Below are 14,074 nucleotides of genomic sequence, written 5' to 3' on the forward strand. Positions count from 1 at the left end.
CCTTGGGATCGACGGCGACGGTTCCCGAATTGATCCATCGCAATGTTGGGTTGGCGGTTGCAGGTAATTTTCCTGCCACCCGGCAGTCGTGCGCCGGCATCAACCGGTGAACGAACAAAGCAGGCGGGGGAATCCATGTCAGCGGCAGAACAGGCTTTTCTGTTGACCGGGGAATTATTCGTTCTCTCGTTCGTCGGTATTTTTGCGTTCTGGTTTGCCGACAAGCTGCGACGTAACTTCTCCGGGAAGCCTTAGCTTCAGCGCCGTTGCCCGATCAGTGCAGCGATATCAGTCCGGGCTACGGCACCACGCCTAGCTAGATCTGCCGCTCGACCATCTTCAGCTTGAGTTCGGCGATGGCTTCGGAGGGGTTGAGGCCCTTCGGGCAGGCCTTGGCGCAGTTCATGATGGTGTGGCAGCGGTAGAGCCGGAACGGGTCTTCGAGATTGTCGAGCCGCTCGCCGGTGGCTTCATCGCGGGAATCCTTGACCCAGCGGGTCGCCTGCAAGAGCGCGGCGGGGCCGAGGAAGCGATCGCTGTTCCACCAATAGCTCGGGCAGGAGGTCGAGCAGCAGGCGCAGAGAATGCACTCGTAGAGGCCGTCGAGCTTCTCGCGGTCCTCGTGGCTCTGCTTCCATTCCTTCTGCGGCGTCGGCGTAGTCGTTTGCAGCCATGGCTCGATCGACGCGTATTGCGCGTAGAAATTGGTGAGGTCGGGCACCAGATCCTTGACGACCGGCTGGTGCGGCAACGGGTTGACCTTCACCGCGCCGTCCTTCACGTCGTGCATCGACTTGGTGCAGGCCAGCGTGTTCTGACCATCGATGTTCATCGCGCAGGAGCCGCAGACGCCTTCGCGGCAGGAGCGGCGGAAGGTCAGCGTCGGATCGATGTGGTTCTTGATCCAGATCAGGCCGTCCAGCACCATCGGCCCGCAGTCGTGGATGTCGACGTGGTAGGTGTCGACGCTCGGATTCTTGCCGTCGTCCGGATTCCAGCGATAGACCCTGAACTCGCGCGTCTCGGTCGCGCCCGCCGGCTTCGGCCAGCTCTTGCCGCCGGTGATCTTCGAATTTTTCGGGAGCGCGAATTCAACCATATGTCCTGCCTCTGCCGTTCTTCTCGTCCTTGCCGGGTTTGACCCGGCAATCCATCCTTTCCCGAGGATGGATGCGCGGATCAAGTCCGCGCATGGCCAGTGCGATCAATACACGCGCGCCTTCGGCGGGATGTACTGAACGTCGTTCGTCATTGTGTAATCGTGCACCGGGCGGTAATCGATCGTGGTGTCGCCCTTCTGGCCGATCCACGCCAGCGTGTGCTTCATCCAGTTCTTGTCGTCGCGATCGGGGAAATCCTCGCGCGCATGGGCGCCGCGGCTTTCGGTGCGGTTCGCCGCCGAATCCATGGTCACGACCGCCTGCACGATCAGATTGTCGAATTCCAGCGTCTCGATCAGGTCGGAATTCCAGATCAGCGAGCGGTCGGAGGTGGCGACGTCACTGATACCACCATGCACCTTGTGGATCAGGTTATGGCCTTCCTGCAGCACCTCTCCGGTGCGGAACACCGCGCAATTGTTCTGCATCACATGCTGCATGCTGTCGCGCAGCTTCGCGGTCGGCGTGCCGCCGGTGGCGTAGCGGTAATGATCCAGCCGTCCCAGCGCCTTATCGGCGGAATCCTTCGGCAGTTCCGGCTGCTTGCCGTTCGGCGTCAGCTTTTCCGCCAGCCGCAGCGCAGCCGCACGGCCGAACACCACGAGGTCGATCAACGAATTGGAGCCGAGCCGGTTGGCGCCATGCACGGAGACGCAGGCCGCCTCGCCGAGCGCCATCAGGCCGGGCACCACGGAATTGTCGTCGCCATTCTTCTTGGTCAGCACTTCGCCGTGATAATTGGTCGGGATGCCGCCCATGTTGTAGTGCGCGGTCGGCACGATCGGGATCGGCTCGCGGGTAACGTCGACATTGGCGAAGATTTTTGCCGATTCGGAAATGCCCGGCAGCCGCTCGTTCAGCACCTTGGGATCGAGATGGTCGAGATGAAGGAAGATGTGATCCTTCTTCTTGCCGACGCCGCGGCCCTCGCGGATTTCGATGGTCATCGAGCGCGAGACGACATCGCGGGAGGCGAGATCCTTGGCCGACGGTGCATAGCGCTCCATGAAGCGTTCGCCCTCGGAATTGACGAGATAGCCGCCTTCGCCGCGCGCACCTTCGGTGACAAGGCAGCCAGCGCCGTAGATGCCGGTCGGATGGAACTGGACGAACTCCATGTCCTGCAGCGGCAGGCCGGCGCGCAACACCATGCCGCCGCCGTCGCCGGTGCAGGTGTGCGCCGAGGTACAGGAAGCGTAGGCGCGGCCGTAGCCGCCGGTGGCGAGGATCGTGGTCTGGGCGCGGAAACGATGCAGCGTGCCGTCGTCGAGCTTGAGCGCGATCACGCCGCGGCAGACGCCCTGGTCGTCCATGATCAAATCGATGGCGAAGAACTCGATGTAGAATTCGGCGGAGTGGCGCAAGGCCTGGCCGTACATCGTGTGCAGCATGGCGTGACCGGTGCGGTCGGCGGCGGCGCAGGTGCGCTGCGCCTGGCCCTTGCCGTAGTCCATGGTCATGCCGCCGAACGGGCGCTGGTAGATCTTGCCGTCTTCGGTGCGCGAGAACGGCACGCCCCAATGTTCTAGCTCGTAGACGGCTTCCGGCGCGTTGCGCACCATGTATTCGATCGCGTCCTGGTCGCCGAGCCAGTCCGACCCCTTGACGGTGTCGTACATGTGCCAGCGCCAGTCGTCCGGATGCATGTTGCCGAGCGAAGCCGAAATGCCGCCTTGCGCCGCGACCGTATGCGAGCGGGTCGGGAATACTTTGGTGATGCAGGCGGTGCGCAGGCCCGCTTCGGAGCAGCCGACCACGGCGCGCAAGCCAGCGCCGCCAGCGCCGACCACCACGACGTCGTAGGTGTGGTCCTCGATCGGATAGGCTTTTCCGTTGGTGGCCGGGCTACTGCCGTTGGTGGCCTTGCCGTTACCTTCAGCGGCCGAACCTTGAGAAGCCATGGGTTACACTCCCGATGACAATTTGAGGATCGCGTAAATCGAGGCCAAGGCCACCGCGATACAAAAGAAATTATTGGCCATCACGCCGGCGAGCTTCAGTTTCTCGTTGTGCACGTAATCCTCGATCACGATCTGCATGCCGATCCTCATGTGCCAGGTGCTGGCGATGATGAAGAGGACCAGGATGATTGCGATCGGAAGCGAGCCGAGGATTTGCGCGGCGCCGGCCTGATTGCGGCCGATCAGCATCAGGATGATCGCGATGACGGGCACGATCAGGAGCGCCATCGCCACCGCCGTGAGACGCTGGCGCCAGAAATCGGTGGTGCCGGAATGCGAGGAACCGAGATTGCGGACGCGGCCGAGCGGCGTGCGCATCGAGGAGGGGCCACTCATCGTCCGCCTCCGACCGTGTAGGCGATGATCCAGACCAGGACGGTCAGCGAAATGCCCGCGATCAGGGCGCCCCAGGTGAGCGCCTCGCGCTCATTGGGCTTGAAGCCGTAGCCGAGGTCCCAGAAGAAGTAGCGGATACCGCTACACAGATGATGCAGCAGCGCCCACGTGTAGCCGAACACGATCAGCTTGCCGATGATGCTGCCGGTGAAGGCCTGGACGTTGGCGTAGGCCCCGGGACCGGAAGCTGCGGCAATCAGCCACCAGGCGAGCAGCAGCGTACCGAAATAGAGCGCAATTCCCGTGGCGCGGTGGATGATGGAAAGCGCCATCGTCAGGGTGACGCGATAGGTCTGCAAATGGGGCGATAGCGGTCGTTCGATCCTGGCGGTCATTCGGCGGCTTTTATGTTGTGTGGAACCGCGGCCGGCCCATGGGGATGCGCGGTAGATGAATTCTATTTACGGAGTCGAATCAGTCCGCGCAACGACCAAATCGCTCGGAATCGAACCACCGTTCATTGCTAGGAGACCACGAAACGCAATTAATCATCGGCTTGGTATACCACGGCCTTTTGGCACGGTTTAAGAATTGAATGCTAATTCTTTTCATTGGTCGACGCGGGGCTATGCACTGAGCGGATCGATGCTGCGCCAACGCGCGACGAGATAATCGACGAAGGCCCCCGATCTTCGCGAAGCCGGCCGCGACGGCTGAAACATCAAGTGCAATGGAACTGGCGCCGGCTCGTAATCGACCAGCTGCGCACCAGATGGCCGGCGGCCAGATCGGCCTCGGCCTGCCACGACGGCACGCGCACGATGCCGACGCCTTCTTTCCCAACCGTGGCGAGTGCATCGAGGCTATTCATCCAGAGCCGACCGGATATGCGGATTTTGCGGCCTGCTTTGAAGCAGCTAAGTCTCGCGGGCGGCCGTGCAGATGCGCGGCCGCAGGTGCTGAACGCGGAATGCTCAAAGACATGATGGCCGGCCTCGATCCCAAAGAGCTCATCGAACTCGCCTTGCTTCTGATCGCGGTCGGGGCGCTGTCGGGATTTCTGGCCGGCGTGTTCGGCATCGGCGGCGGTGCGATCCTGGTGCCGGTGTTCTACGAATGCTTTCGGCTGGCCGGCGTGCCGCTGGAGGTACGGATGCCGCTCTGCATCGGCACCTCGCTTGCGATCATCATCCCGACCTCGATCAGCTCGTTTCGCGCCCATTACGCCCGTGGCGCCGTCGACATGGAGATCCTCAGGCGCTGGTGGCTGCCGATCGTGATCGGGGTGGTCGCCGGGAGCGTCACCGCACGCTTTGCGCCGGAACGCCTGTTTAAGATCGTGTTCGTGATAGTGGCGTGGTCGGCAGCGGCGCGGCTGCTGCTCGCGCGCGACAACTGGAAGCTCGGCGACAAGATCCCGACCGGACCGCTGATGCGCGTCTATGGCTTCTTCATCGGGCTGCTTTCGACGCTGATGGGCGTTGGCGGTGGCCTGTTCGCGAACTTGCTGATGACGTTCTACGGCCGGCCGATCCACCAGGCGGTGGCGACCTCATCGGCGCTCGCCGTGCTGATCTCGATCCCCGGCGCGCTCGGCTACGTCTATGCCGGCTGGCCCGCGGCGGCGCGTTTTCCCGATGTCACCGCGCTGCAGCTGCCGTTCTCGATCGGCTATGTGTCGCTGATCGGGGCTGTGCTCGTGATGCCGACCAGCTTGCTCACCGCGCCGCTCGGCGTCCGCGCCGCGCATGCGATGTCGAAGCGGAACCTGGAGATGGCGTTCGGCGCGTACCTTTTCATCGTCGGCGGGAGGTTCGTGATCAGCTTGTTGTGAGGCGTGTAGCCGAATGGAGCGCAGCGAAATCCGGGACCGATCTGTCCATCTGCCAGAACCCCGGATTGCGCTGCGCTCCATCCGGCTACGGCGGCGAACTACTTCGCGTAAATCTTCGCGTAAGTATCCCGCAAAATGTTCTTCTGCACCTTGCCCATGGCGTTGCGCGGCAGTTCGTCGACCACGAACACGCGCTTGGGCATCTTGAATTTCGCGAGCCGTCCGTCCAGCGCCTGCAGCACGCCCGCTTCGGTGACCTCGGCGCCCCTGTTGCAGACCACGACGGCGGTGACGCCTTCGCCGAAATCGGCATGCGGCACGCCGATCACGGCGGATTCGATCACGCCCGGCATGGCGTCGATCTCGCTTTCGATTTCCTTCGGGTAGACGTTGAAGCCGCCCGAGATCACCAGGTCCTTGCCGCGGCCGAGAATGTGCACGTAGCCCTTGGGATCGATCTTGCCTAGATCGCCGGTGATGAAGAAGCCGTCGTCGCGGAATTCGGATTTTGTCTTCTCCGGCATCCGCCAGTAACCCTTGAAGACGTTCGGGCCCTTGACCTCGATCATGCCGATCGCGTCGCGCGCGAGCTCCTTGCCGGTTTCGGGATCGGTGACGCGGACGGAAACGCCGGGCAGGGGATGGCCGACCGCGCCGGGCACGCGCTCGCCGTCATAGGGGTTCGACGTGTTCATGTTGGTTTCGGTCATGCCGTAGCGTTCGAGCACGGCGTGGCCAGTGCGCGCGGCCCATTCGCGGTGGGTATCGGCGAGCAGCGGCGCGGAGCCCGAAATGAACAGCCGCATGTGGCTGGTCGATTCCTTGGTCAGCGCCGGACTCTGCAACAGCCGGGTGTAGAAGGTCGGTACACCCATCATCACGGTGGCGCGCGCCATCAGCTTGACGATCATTTCAGGATCGAACTTCGGCAGGAAGATCATCGAGGCGCGGGCGAACAGGGTGACGTTGCTCGCCACGAACAGGCCGTGGGTGTGATAGATCGGCAGCGCGTGGATCAGCACGTCCTTGTCCGTGAAGCGCCAGTAGTCGACCAGGCTGTAGGAGTTTGACGCGAGATTGTCGTGCGTCAGCATCGCGCCCTTGGAACGGCCTGTCGTGCCCGAGGTGTAGAGGATCGCGGCGAGATCGTCGTTGGCGCGCGCGACGGTCGCAAACGCAGCTTCAGCCTTGGCAGCGGCGTCCGTCAGCGATCCCTTGCCGTCGGGCCCAAGCGTTTCGACTTTTGCCTTCACCTTGGCCGCGATCGCGCCGATGCCTTCGGCCTTCGAGGGGTCGCACACGACCAGCGACGGCTCGGCGTCGGAGATGAAGTAGTCGAGTTCGTTGAGCGTGTAGGCGGTGTTGAGCGGCAGATACACCGCTCCCGCACGCACGGTCGCAAGATACAGCACCAGTGCAGGCACTGATTTTTCGGCCTGGGCTGCGACGCGGTCACCGGGCTTGACGCCGCGCGCAACCAGCACGTTCGCCATCTGGCCGGCGCGGGCAATCAGATCGCCATAGCTGATGCGCGTGCCGTCGAGCATTTCGATCGCGAGCCGGTTCGGATCGTCGAGCGTGTCGAACAGGCGGGAAAACAGGTTGGCGTTGGCGGTCGTGTTCATGCAACATTCCCTGAGAGGGCGCTGGCCAGCGGAATTTCGCCGGCTGGATTAGCAAGAACGCCCCTCATAAAGCAACGGAGACAGTTTGCATGACAAATAGCGGGAAACGCGTGGCCTGGGTGACGGGCGGTGGCAGCGGGATCGGCGCGTCAGGGGCAGAATTCCTGGCGGCGGATGGCTGGACCGTGGTGGTTTCGGGACGGCGGAAAGAGGCCCTCGACAAGGTCGTGGCCGATATCGCCAAAAAGGGCGGCAAGGCCGAGGCGATCGCGCTCGATGTCAGCAACAAGGCCGATGTGGAAAAGGCGGCCGACCAGATTCTCGCCAAACACGGCCGGATCGATCTTCTCGTCAACAGCGCCGGCATCAACGTGCCGAAGCGCAGCTGGGCCGATATGGAACTGGAGGGCTGGGACAAGGTCGTCGATATCAACCTGAACGGCGTGCTCTACTGCATGCGCGCGGTGCTGCCGGCGATGAGGAAGCAGAAGGACGGCTGCATCATCAACGTCGCGTCCTGGGCCGGCCGTCACGTCTCGAAAATGCCGGGCCCGGCCTACACCACCACAAAACATGCGGTGCTGGCGCTGACCCATTCCTTCAACATGGACGAATGCGTCAACGGCCTGCGCGCCTGCTGCCTGTCGCCCGGCGAGGTCGCCACCCCGATCCTGAAACTGCGACCCGTGGTGCCGTCGGAGGAGGAGCAGGCGAAAATGCTGCAGCCGGAAGATTGCGGCCGCACCATCGCCTTCGTCGCCAGCATGCCGCCGCGCGTGTGCATGAACGAGATCCTGATCAGCCCGACGCATAATCGCGGATTCATCCAGACGCCGCATAACAGGGATTAGTCCCGGTAACCCTCCGGCGATATGGGGCTCCGTCATTGCGAGGAGCGCCAGCGACGAAGCAATCCATACCTTTGCTTACGGCACGATGGATTGCTTCGCTTCGCTCGCAATGACGGTGGCGCACGGCCCGCCCCCGCAAAAGTTTCAGCCATCACGATAATTTATTCGCCGAAACCGGCCGAAAAACCTCCCGTAGCTCGCCCAACGACGACGAAATCAACCCGGTCAATCGACTTGGCGTCGTTGTTTTCATCACCGGCGGATGCCCCGCCGGCCATCACAATCCTCGGGAGAAGATTCCATGTCCAAACGTATTGCACTTCTGTCCGCCGCCGTGTTCAGCGCACTGGCTTTCACCGCCACCATCACCGCGCCCGCCAGCGCGGAGGAAAAGACCGTGATGGTCGGGGGTGCGGCGATGTTCCCCTCCAAGAACATCGTCCAGAACGCCGTCAACTCGAAGGATCACACCACGCTGGTTGCCGCGGTGAAGGCTGCCGGCCTGGTCGAAACCCTCGAAAGCAAGGGCCCGTTCACGGTGTTCGCGCCGACCAACACCGCCTTCGGCAAGCTGCCGGCCGGCACCGTCGAGACGCTGGTGAAGCCTGAGAACAAGGCGACCCTGACCAAGATCCTCACCTACCATGTCGTGCCCGGCAAGCTCGCCGCGTCCGACCTGACCGATGGCAAGAAGCTGAAGACCGCCGAGGGCGAGGAACTGACCGTCAAGAAGTCCGACGGCAAGACCTGGATCGTCGACGCCAAGGGCGGAACCTCGATGGTCACGATCTCGAACGTCAATCAGTCGAACGGCGTGATCCATGTGGTCGACACCGTGCTGATGCCGGCGTCCTGAGCTCCCGCGCGCCCCTGACTGGTCCCAACAGGGCGTGTGGATTGGCGAGCCGGGGCGACCCGGCTCGCTTTTTTGTGAACCCGATACGCGCCGTGCATCGATCTGATAGCGTCACGGCAGTAACGGAAAGCCGGTTCCCGGCGTATAAACGATATCGAATTGCCTTTTTGTTTGACGCGTTTTCTTTAAGTGAACCGGTACCCACTTCACTGGAAAACGCTACCACGGGAAAAAGCCATGTCGGCCCTCACAGTCAGCGACGAACACACCGCGTCATCCAAGGCCAAGGTCATCCAGCCGGCCTGGGTGCGGGCGCTGCATTGGACCAACGCCTTCGCGATGGTTTTGATGATCATGTCGGGATGGCAGATCTACAACGCCTCGCCGCTGTTCGATTTCCGCTTCTCCTCGAGCATCACGCTGGGCGGCTGGCTCGGCGGTGCCCTGCTCTGGCATTTCGCCGCGATGTGGCTGTTGATGGTCAACGGCCTGATCTATCTGACTGTGGGTCTCGCCACCGGCCGCTTCCGCAAGAAGCTGCTGCCGATCACGCCGGAGGGTGTGATCTCCGATACCAAAGCGGCGCTGACCGGCAAGCTGTCGCACGACGATCTCACCAAATACAACTACGTGCAGAAGCTGCTTTACGCCGGAATCATCGTCGTCGGCATCCTCATCGTGCTGTCCGGCCTGGCGATCTGGAAGCCGGTCCAGTTGCAATACCTGACGGCGCTGTTCGGCGGCTACGATGCCGCCCGGTACGTCCACTTCTTCTGCATGGCGGCGATTGTCGCCTTCATGGTGGTTCATGTCGCGCTCGCCCTTCTGGTGCCGAAGAGCCTGCGCGCCATGATCATCGGCCGCTAACTTAAAGGGAGCACGGTCATGGGCCGCATGCGCAATCTCCTGATCCCCGGCGTCGACAAGACGCTTCTGGTCCGAGACGCCGTCAAGACCATGCCGGACCTGACGCGCCGCCGTTTCATCTCGGGCGGCGCCAGCCTCGGCGCGCTGACGCTGCTCACAGGCTGCGACGTGACGGACAGTTTCTCGGCCGAGGAGATGCTGAAGCAGGTCTCGAAGTTCAATGACGGCGTGCAGGCGTTGATCTTCAACCCCAATGCGATGGCGCCGACTTTCTCGGAGAAAGACATCACCAAGCCTTTCCCGTTCAACGCCTATTACGACCTCGAGGACGCGCCGACGGTCGACGGCAAGACCTGGAAGCTCGAGGTGCGCGGGCTTGTCGAGAACAAGAAATCCTGGACGCTGGAAGAACTCTATCAATTGCCGCAGGTCAAACAGATCACGCGCCACATCTGCGTCGAAGGCTGGAGCGCGATCGGAAGCTGGACCGGCACGCCGTTGCGCGATTTCCTGAAACTGGTCGGTGCCGACACGCGCGCCAAATATGTCTGGTTCCAGTGTGCCGACAAGGACGGCTACAATTCGCCGCTCGACATGGCGACCGCACTGCATGCGCAGACCCAGATGACGTTCAAGTTCGGCGACGAGATCCTGCCGCGCGCCTACGGTTTTCCGATGAAGATCAGGGTGCCGACCAAACTCGGCTTCAAGAATCCGAAATACGTGATCTCGATGGAAGTCACCAACGACTACAAGGGCGGCTTCTGGGAAGACCAGGGGTATAATTCGTTCAGCGGGAGTTAGAACTCCCACCGTCATTGCGAGCGAAGCGAAGCAATCCACTTCTCGGTTTTCTTCGACATGGATTGCTTCGTCGCTTCGCTGCTCGCAATGACGGACGCCGCGCGCTGGGAATTGTGGGTGGGCAAAGCGAAGAGTGCCCACCATTAGCAACGTGCGAGATGATGGTGGGCACGGCGCAAATGCGCCTTCGCCCGCCCTACGTTTTCTTCCCCACCTTCCTCTGAAACGCCGACAGTACCGCCCCCAGCGCCAGCATCGCGGCGGATACATTCAGCGCAAACGACAGGCTGCCCACCGCGTCCGTGATCGCGCCGACGACGATCGGGCCGAGCGTCTGGCCGATGCCGAATGAAATCGTCATCGCCGCAATCGCGGTCGGCCAGGCCTGCGGCGGATAGTTGAAGCGGACGAAAGCCGTGGTGGAGCCGACCACCGCAAAAAACGCGACGCCGAACACCAACGCCGATATCGCCAGCAGCCATACCGAGTGTCCGAAGATCGGCAGCGCCGCGCCGATGGCGTTGGTGCCGAGAATGATCGTGGTGGCGAGGCCGCCGCGGTCGAGCGCAAGCACGCGCCGCCACACCCATGGAGTCACAAATGCACTGAGGCCGATCAGGCTCCAGAATGCGCTCTGTGCTACCGCGCCGCCACCGGCGTCGCGCACATAGGCGATCATGAAGGTCATGTAAGCAATGTAGCCGGCGCCAAACAGGAAGTAGCCGGTGAGGTAGATCAGGACCGGTGTTACCGCGAATTTGGCCGCAGCCGTCTCAGTGGCCATGGCGCCGGCATGGAGCGGCGCGAGCAGCACGGGGATCGTCATGATGACCGCCAGCCCCGTCATCGCCCACCAGACGATCCACCACGACCCCGGCCCAAATCCCTGCAAGACAAACGGCGCCACCAGCCCCGACGCCAAAATGCCGATCCCGGGTCCGGCATAGAACAGGCTGAGCAGAAAATTCGCTCGTTCGGGGCGCGACTGCGCGATCGTCGCGGCCAGCGCGCCGCCGCCGACAAATCCGGCCGCGGCGCCGACACCTGCCAGAAGCCGGGCGAAACTCAGCACGTAGAAATTGCCTGAGACGGCGCACAGCGCCAGCGACAGCACGCAGGCCAGCGTTCCCCATCGCACCGATGCGGCCAGCCCAAAAGTCCTGATCATGCGCGAGGCGAGAAGGGCGCCCGCGAGATAGCCGGCCGCATTGATGGTGTTCATGAATCCGGCCGCGGAATAAGACCAGAGAAGCGAATCACGCATATCCGGCAGCACCAGCGCATAGGCAAAGCGTCCGATTCCGAGACCGACAGTGGGCGCCAGCGACAGGATGAGGATCAGCCGTGCGGGATGGGCGTAGAGCTGGGGAACGTCTGGGGATCGCACTGAAAACTCCGGCAGGTCGGTATTGTGGCAGGCGCATACGGGCTTGCACAGGTGCCGTCTCCGCAACGGTGTCTTGCCGATCCTGCAACAGGATCAACCGATCAGCACCAGCACGACGCCAAGCACCGTCAGCGCGGCCCCGGCCACGATGCGCGCGGTGATCTCGATATGCTTGAGCAGCATCGCGCTCAGCCCCACCGTGACCAGCGGATAGATCGCGGCGAGCGGCGCCACCAGCGTGATCGGACCGTTGCGGACCGCGGCGAACAGCGTGAGCGCGCTCAAGCCGTTGCTGATGCCGGTCATTGCGAACCAGAACAGGCCCGCGCGCGGCGCCTGCACGACAAAGCTGCCCTTGCGGATGCGCTGCACCGTCAGCACCACCAGCGATGACATGACGTAGCCGATCAGGCAGGCCCAGAGCGGGCTTGGCCAGACGATGAGCCCGAGTTTGACGATCGGCGGCACCACGCCGCGGACCAGCGCGCTGCATAGCGGCAGGAGCAGGGCCCAGCTCCGCCAATGGCCGAGATCGCGCGGCCGGGTCACGGTGATGATCCCTGCACCGGCGACCGCAACGACAAGGCCGAGGAGTTGCGGCGGATGCAGCGGCTCATGCAGCAGGATCACCGCCGTCGTCACTGCGAAGATCGGTGCGAGGTTGCCGAGCGTCGAGGTGATGACCGGCCCGAGCGCCCGGTTCGAGGCGAAGGTCAAGAGCGTCAGCGAGGCCGGGAAGAACAGGCCGATGGCGATGAATATGGGGAGACCGCGCCAGACCACGGGCTCGCCCTGGAGGATCAGCGGCGACAGCAGCAGGAACAGCAGCGTGAAGGAGGGGACGCTGATTGCGGCCCCCGACAGCGGTTCGACGGTCCGCAAGCCCAGCTGCGCCAGAACGACGCCGGCGCCCAGGAAGCCCGCCGAAGCGAAGGCGTAGATAATGGCTGATGTCATGAGGTCCGTCTTGGTGCCTTCTCGGGGGCTGCGGGTTGCTCTTTCCCTACCATTCTGGCCCTGTTTTCTGCGCCTTGCCAATCCGCTTCCGGCGCTTTAGCACTCCGCCCGACCCGTCATTCCGGGGCGCGGCGAAGCTGCGAACCCGGAATCCATTCGCCCGCTGGGACCCGTGGCCGGCATGGATTCCGGATCGCCTCGGCTCGCGCTCGGCGTCCGGAATGACGACCCGCGATCTAAAAGGACCTGACCATGGCGACCCATAAACTGCTGCTTCTCCCAGGCGACGGCATCGGCCCCGAAGTGATGGGGGAGGTGCAGCGCCTGATCGACTGGCTGAACAAGGAGGGGATCGCGAGGTTCGAGACCGAGCAGGGTCTGGTCGGCGGTTCCGCCTATGACGCGCACAAGGTGTCGATCTTGGAAGGCGACATGGCCAAGGCCATGGCTGCGGACGCCATCATCTTCGGCGCGGTCGGCGGGCCGAAATGGGACAGCGTTCCCTACGAGGTGCGGCCCGAGGCTGGTCTCTTGCGGCTGCGCAAGGATCTCGGCCTGTTCGCCAATCTGCGCCCCGCCGTCTGCTACCCGGCGCTGGCGGATGCTTCCAGCCTGAAGCGCGAGGCGGTCGAAGGCCTCGACATCATGATCGTGCGCGAGCTCACCGGCGGCGTCTATTTCGGCGAGCCGAAGACCATCATCGACCTCGGCAACGGCCAGAAGCGCGCCATCGACACGCAAGTTTACGACACCTATGAGATCGAGCGCATCGGCCGCGTCGCCTTCGATCTGGCGCGCAAGCGCCGCAACAAGGTGACCTCGATGGAAAAGCGCAATGTCATGAAGTCGGGCGTGCTCTGGAACGAGGTCATGACGGCGCTGCATGCGCGCGAATACAAGGACGTGACGCTCGAGCATCAACTCGCCGATTCCGGCGGCATGATGCTGGTGAAGGCGCCGAAGCAGTTCGACGTCATCGTCACCGACAATCTGTTCGGCGACATGCTGTCCGATATCGCGGCGATGCTGACCGGCTCGCTCGGCATGCTGCCCTCGGCCTCGCTCGGCGAAATCGACGCCAAGACCAAAAAGCGCCGCTCGCTGTTCGAGCCGGTGCATGGCTCGGCGCCCGATATCGCGGGCCAAGGCCTCGCCAATCCGATCGCGATGATCTCCTCGTTCGGGATGGCGCTGCGCTATTCCTTCGACATGGGCGCGCTGGCCGACAAGGTCGATGCGGCGATTGCGGCGGTGCTCGCCAGCGGTCTTCGCACCGCTGATATCAAGTCCGAGGGCACGACTTCTGCCTCAACCACGCAGATGGGCGAGGCGATCCTGAAGGAGTTGCAGAAGCTGCATGCGTAGCGATTTGTAGGGTAGGCAAAGCGTAAGCGTGCCCACCAGCTTATGCGCAAGGAAAAATGGTGGGCACGGCG

At 63.0% G+C, this 14,074-nt stretch carries 14 protein-coding genes; 6 read left to right on the top strand and 8 right to left on the bottom strand.

Translation table 11 applies throughout. From position 1 onward, the window contains the following. Window positions 1–316 precede the first annotated feature (316 nt). The 5 genes from JQ624_RS03155 to JQ624_RS03175 form a co-directional block, all read right to left on the bottom strand. A complete protein-coding gene (locus tag JQ624_RS03155; protein ID WP_212417349.1) occupies window positions 317–1,099 on the bottom strand; it encodes a succinate dehydrogenase iron-sulfur subunit in 783 nt (260 codons plus the stop codon). A gap of 105 nt (window positions 1,100–1,204) precedes the next feature. Further along, a complete protein-coding gene (gene sdhA, locus JQ624_RS03160) occupies window positions 1,205–3,061 on the bottom strand; it encodes a succinate dehydrogenase flavoprotein subunit (protein ID WP_212417350.1) in 1,857 nt (618 codons plus the stop codon). 3 nt (window positions 3,062–3,064) lie between these two features. Further along, window positions 3,065–3,439, bottom strand: a complete 375-nt coding sequence (gene sdhD, locus JQ624_RS03165; RefSeq protein WP_212417461.1) for a succinate dehydrogenase, hydrophobic membrane anchor protein — start codon at window positions 3,437–3,439, stop codon at window positions 3,065–3,067. A gap of 14 nt (window positions 3,440–3,453) precedes the next feature. Then, window positions 3,454–3,852, bottom strand: a complete 399-nt coding sequence (gene sdhC / locus JQ624_RS03170; RefSeq protein ID WP_212417351.1) for a succinate dehydrogenase, cytochrome b556 subunit — start codon at window positions 3,850–3,852, stop codon at window positions 3,454–3,456. Window positions 3,853–4,178: 326 nt separating this feature from the next. Next, a complete protein-coding gene (locus tag JQ624_RS03175; protein ID WP_212417352.1) occupies window positions 4,179–4,328 on the bottom strand; it encodes a hypothetical protein in 150 nt (49 codons plus the stop codon). Window positions 4,329–4,439: 111 nt separating this feature from the next. Here JQ624_RS03175 and JQ624_RS03180 point away from each other — a divergent pair, with 111 nt between their 5' ends. Beyond that, complete coding sequence (locus JQ624_RS03180; RefSeq protein WP_212417462.1) at window positions 4,440–5,291, top strand: sulfite exporter TauE/SafE family protein; 852 nt, start codon at window positions 4,440–4,442, stop codon at window positions 5,289–5,291. Between the two features lie 98 nt (window positions 5,292–5,389). On the opposite strand, the gene JQ624_RS03185 is transcribed toward JQ624_RS03180, so the two are convergent. Then, complete coding sequence (locus tag JQ624_RS03185) at window positions 5,390–6,916, bottom strand: malonyl-CoA synthase (RefSeq protein WP_212417353.1); 1,527 nt, start codon at window positions 6,914–6,916, stop codon at window positions 5,390–5,392. An 89-nt stretch (window positions 6,917–7,005) separates the two neighbouring features. On the opposite strand from JQ624_RS03185, the gene JQ624_RS03190 reads away from it, so the two are divergent. The 4 genes from JQ624_RS03190 (at window position 7,006) to JQ624_RS03205 (ending at window position 10,294) form a co-directional block, all read left to right on the top strand. After that, window positions 7,006–7,767, top strand: a complete 762-nt coding sequence (locus JQ624_RS03190; protein WP_212417354.1) for an SDR family oxidoreductase — start codon at window positions 7,006–7,008, stop codon at window positions 7,765–7,767. 301 nt (window positions 7,768–8,068) lie between these two features. Then, window positions 8,069–8,623 carry a fasciclin domain-containing protein gene (locus JQ624_RS03195; RefSeq protein ID WP_212417355.1) on the top strand — a complete coding sequence of 185 codons (555 nt, stop codon included), beginning with the start codon at window positions 8,069–8,071 and terminating at the stop codon, window positions 8,621–8,623. A 237-nt stretch (window positions 8,624–8,860) separates the two neighbouring features. After that, window positions 8,861–9,490 carry a cytochrome b/b6 domain-containing protein gene (locus JQ624_RS03200; RefSeq protein WP_212417356.1) on the top strand — a complete coding sequence of 210 codons (630 nt, stop codon included), beginning with the start codon at window positions 8,861–8,863 and terminating at the stop codon, window positions 9,488–9,490. Window positions 9,491–9,508: 18 nt separating this feature from the next. Continuing rightward, a complete protein-coding gene (locus JQ624_RS03205) occupies window positions 9,509–10,294 on the top strand; it encodes a molybdopterin-dependent oxidoreductase (protein WP_212417357.1) in 786 nt (261 codons plus the stop codon). Window positions 10,295–10,490: 196 nt separating this feature from the next. Here JQ624_RS03205 and JQ624_RS03210 read toward each other — a convergent pair whose 3' ends face one another. Together JQ624_RS03210 and JQ624_RS03215 are read right to left on the bottom strand one after the other, a co-directional pair. After that, the gene (locus JQ624_RS03210) at window positions 10,491–11,681 is read right to left on the bottom strand and encodes a YbfB/YjiJ family MFS transporter (RefSeq protein WP_212417358.1); all 1,191 of its coding nucleotides are present in this window, start codon (window positions 11,679–11,681) and stop codon (window positions 10,491–10,493) included. A 93-nt stretch (window positions 11,682–11,774) separates the two neighbouring features. Then, on the bottom strand, window positions 11,775–12,638 hold the full coding sequence (locus JQ624_RS03215) for an EamA family transporter (protein ID WP_212417359.1): 864 nt from the start codon (window positions 12,636–12,638) through the stop codon (window positions 11,775–11,777). 252 nt (window positions 12,639–12,890) lie between these two features. On the opposite strand from JQ624_RS03215, the gene leuB reads away from it, so the two are divergent. Then, entirely contained in the window at window positions 12,891–14,003 is a 1,113-nt protein-coding gene (gene leuB, locus JQ624_RS03220) for a 3-isopropylmalate dehydrogenase (RefSeq protein WP_212417360.1), read from the top strand. Window positions 14,004–14,074: the final 71 nt, after the last annotated feature.

It is taken from the genome of Bradyrhizobium sp. AUGA SZCCT0283 (assembly GCF_018130385.1).
Classification (GTDB): domain Bacteria; phylum Pseudomonadota; class Alphaproteobacteria; order Rhizobiales; family Xanthobacteraceae; genus Bradyrhizobium.

What these genes read in the sequence shown, in the direction of transcription:
- leuB (WP_212417360.1), top strand. Translation starts at nt 12,891, where the DNA reads ATGGCGACCCATAAACTGCTGCTTCTCCCAGGCGACGGCATCGGCCCC.
- sdhA (WP_212417350.1), bottom strand. Translation starts at nt 3,061, where the DNA reads ATGGCTTCTCAAGGTTCGGCCGCTGAAGGTAACGGCAAGGCCACCAAC.
- JQ624_RS03190 (WP_212417354.1), top strand. Translation starts at nt 7,006, where the DNA reads ATGACAAATAGCGGGAAACGCGTGGCCTGGGTGACGGGCGGTGGCAGC.
- JQ624_RS03175 (WP_212417352.1), bottom strand. Translation starts at nt 4,328, where the DNA reads ATGAATAGCCTCGATGCACTCGCCACGGTTGGGAAAGAAGGCGTCGGC.
- JQ624_RS03205 (WP_212417357.1), top strand. Translation starts at nt 9,509, where the DNA reads ATGGGCCGCATGCGCAATCTCCTGATCCCCGGCGTCGACAAGACGCTT.
- JQ624_RS03155 (WP_212417349.1), bottom strand. Translation starts at nt 1,099, where the DNA reads ATGGTTGAATTCGCGCTCCCGAAAAATTCGAAGATCACCGGCGGCAAG.
- JQ624_RS03180 (WP_212417462.1), top strand. Translation starts at nt 4,440, where the DNA reads ATGATGGCCGGCCTCGATCCCAAAGAGCTCATCGAACTCGCCTTGCTT.
- sdhC (WP_212417351.1), bottom strand. Translation starts at nt 3,852, where the DNA reads ATGACCGCCAGGATCGAACGACCGCTATCGCCCCATTTGCAGACCTAT.
- JQ624_RS03215 (WP_212417359.1), bottom strand. Translation starts at nt 12,638, where the DNA reads ATGACATCAGCCATTATCTACGCCTTCGCTTCGGCGGGCTTCCTGGGC.
- JQ624_RS03200 (WP_212417356.1), top strand. Translation starts at nt 8,861, where the DNA reads ATGTCGGCCCTCACAGTCAGCGACGAACACACCGCGTCATCCAAGGCC.
- JQ624_RS03195 (WP_212417355.1), top strand. Translation starts at nt 8,069, where the DNA reads ATGTCCAAACGTATTGCACTTCTGTCCGCCGCCGTGTTCAGCGCACTG.
- JQ624_RS03185 (WP_212417353.1), bottom strand. Translation starts at nt 6,916, where the DNA reads ATGAACACGACCGCCAACGCCAACCTGTTTTCCCGCCTGTTCGACACG.
- sdhD (WP_212417461.1), bottom strand. Translation starts at nt 3,439, where the DNA reads ATGCGCACGCCGCTCGGCCGCGTCCGCAATCTCGGTTCCTCGCATTCC.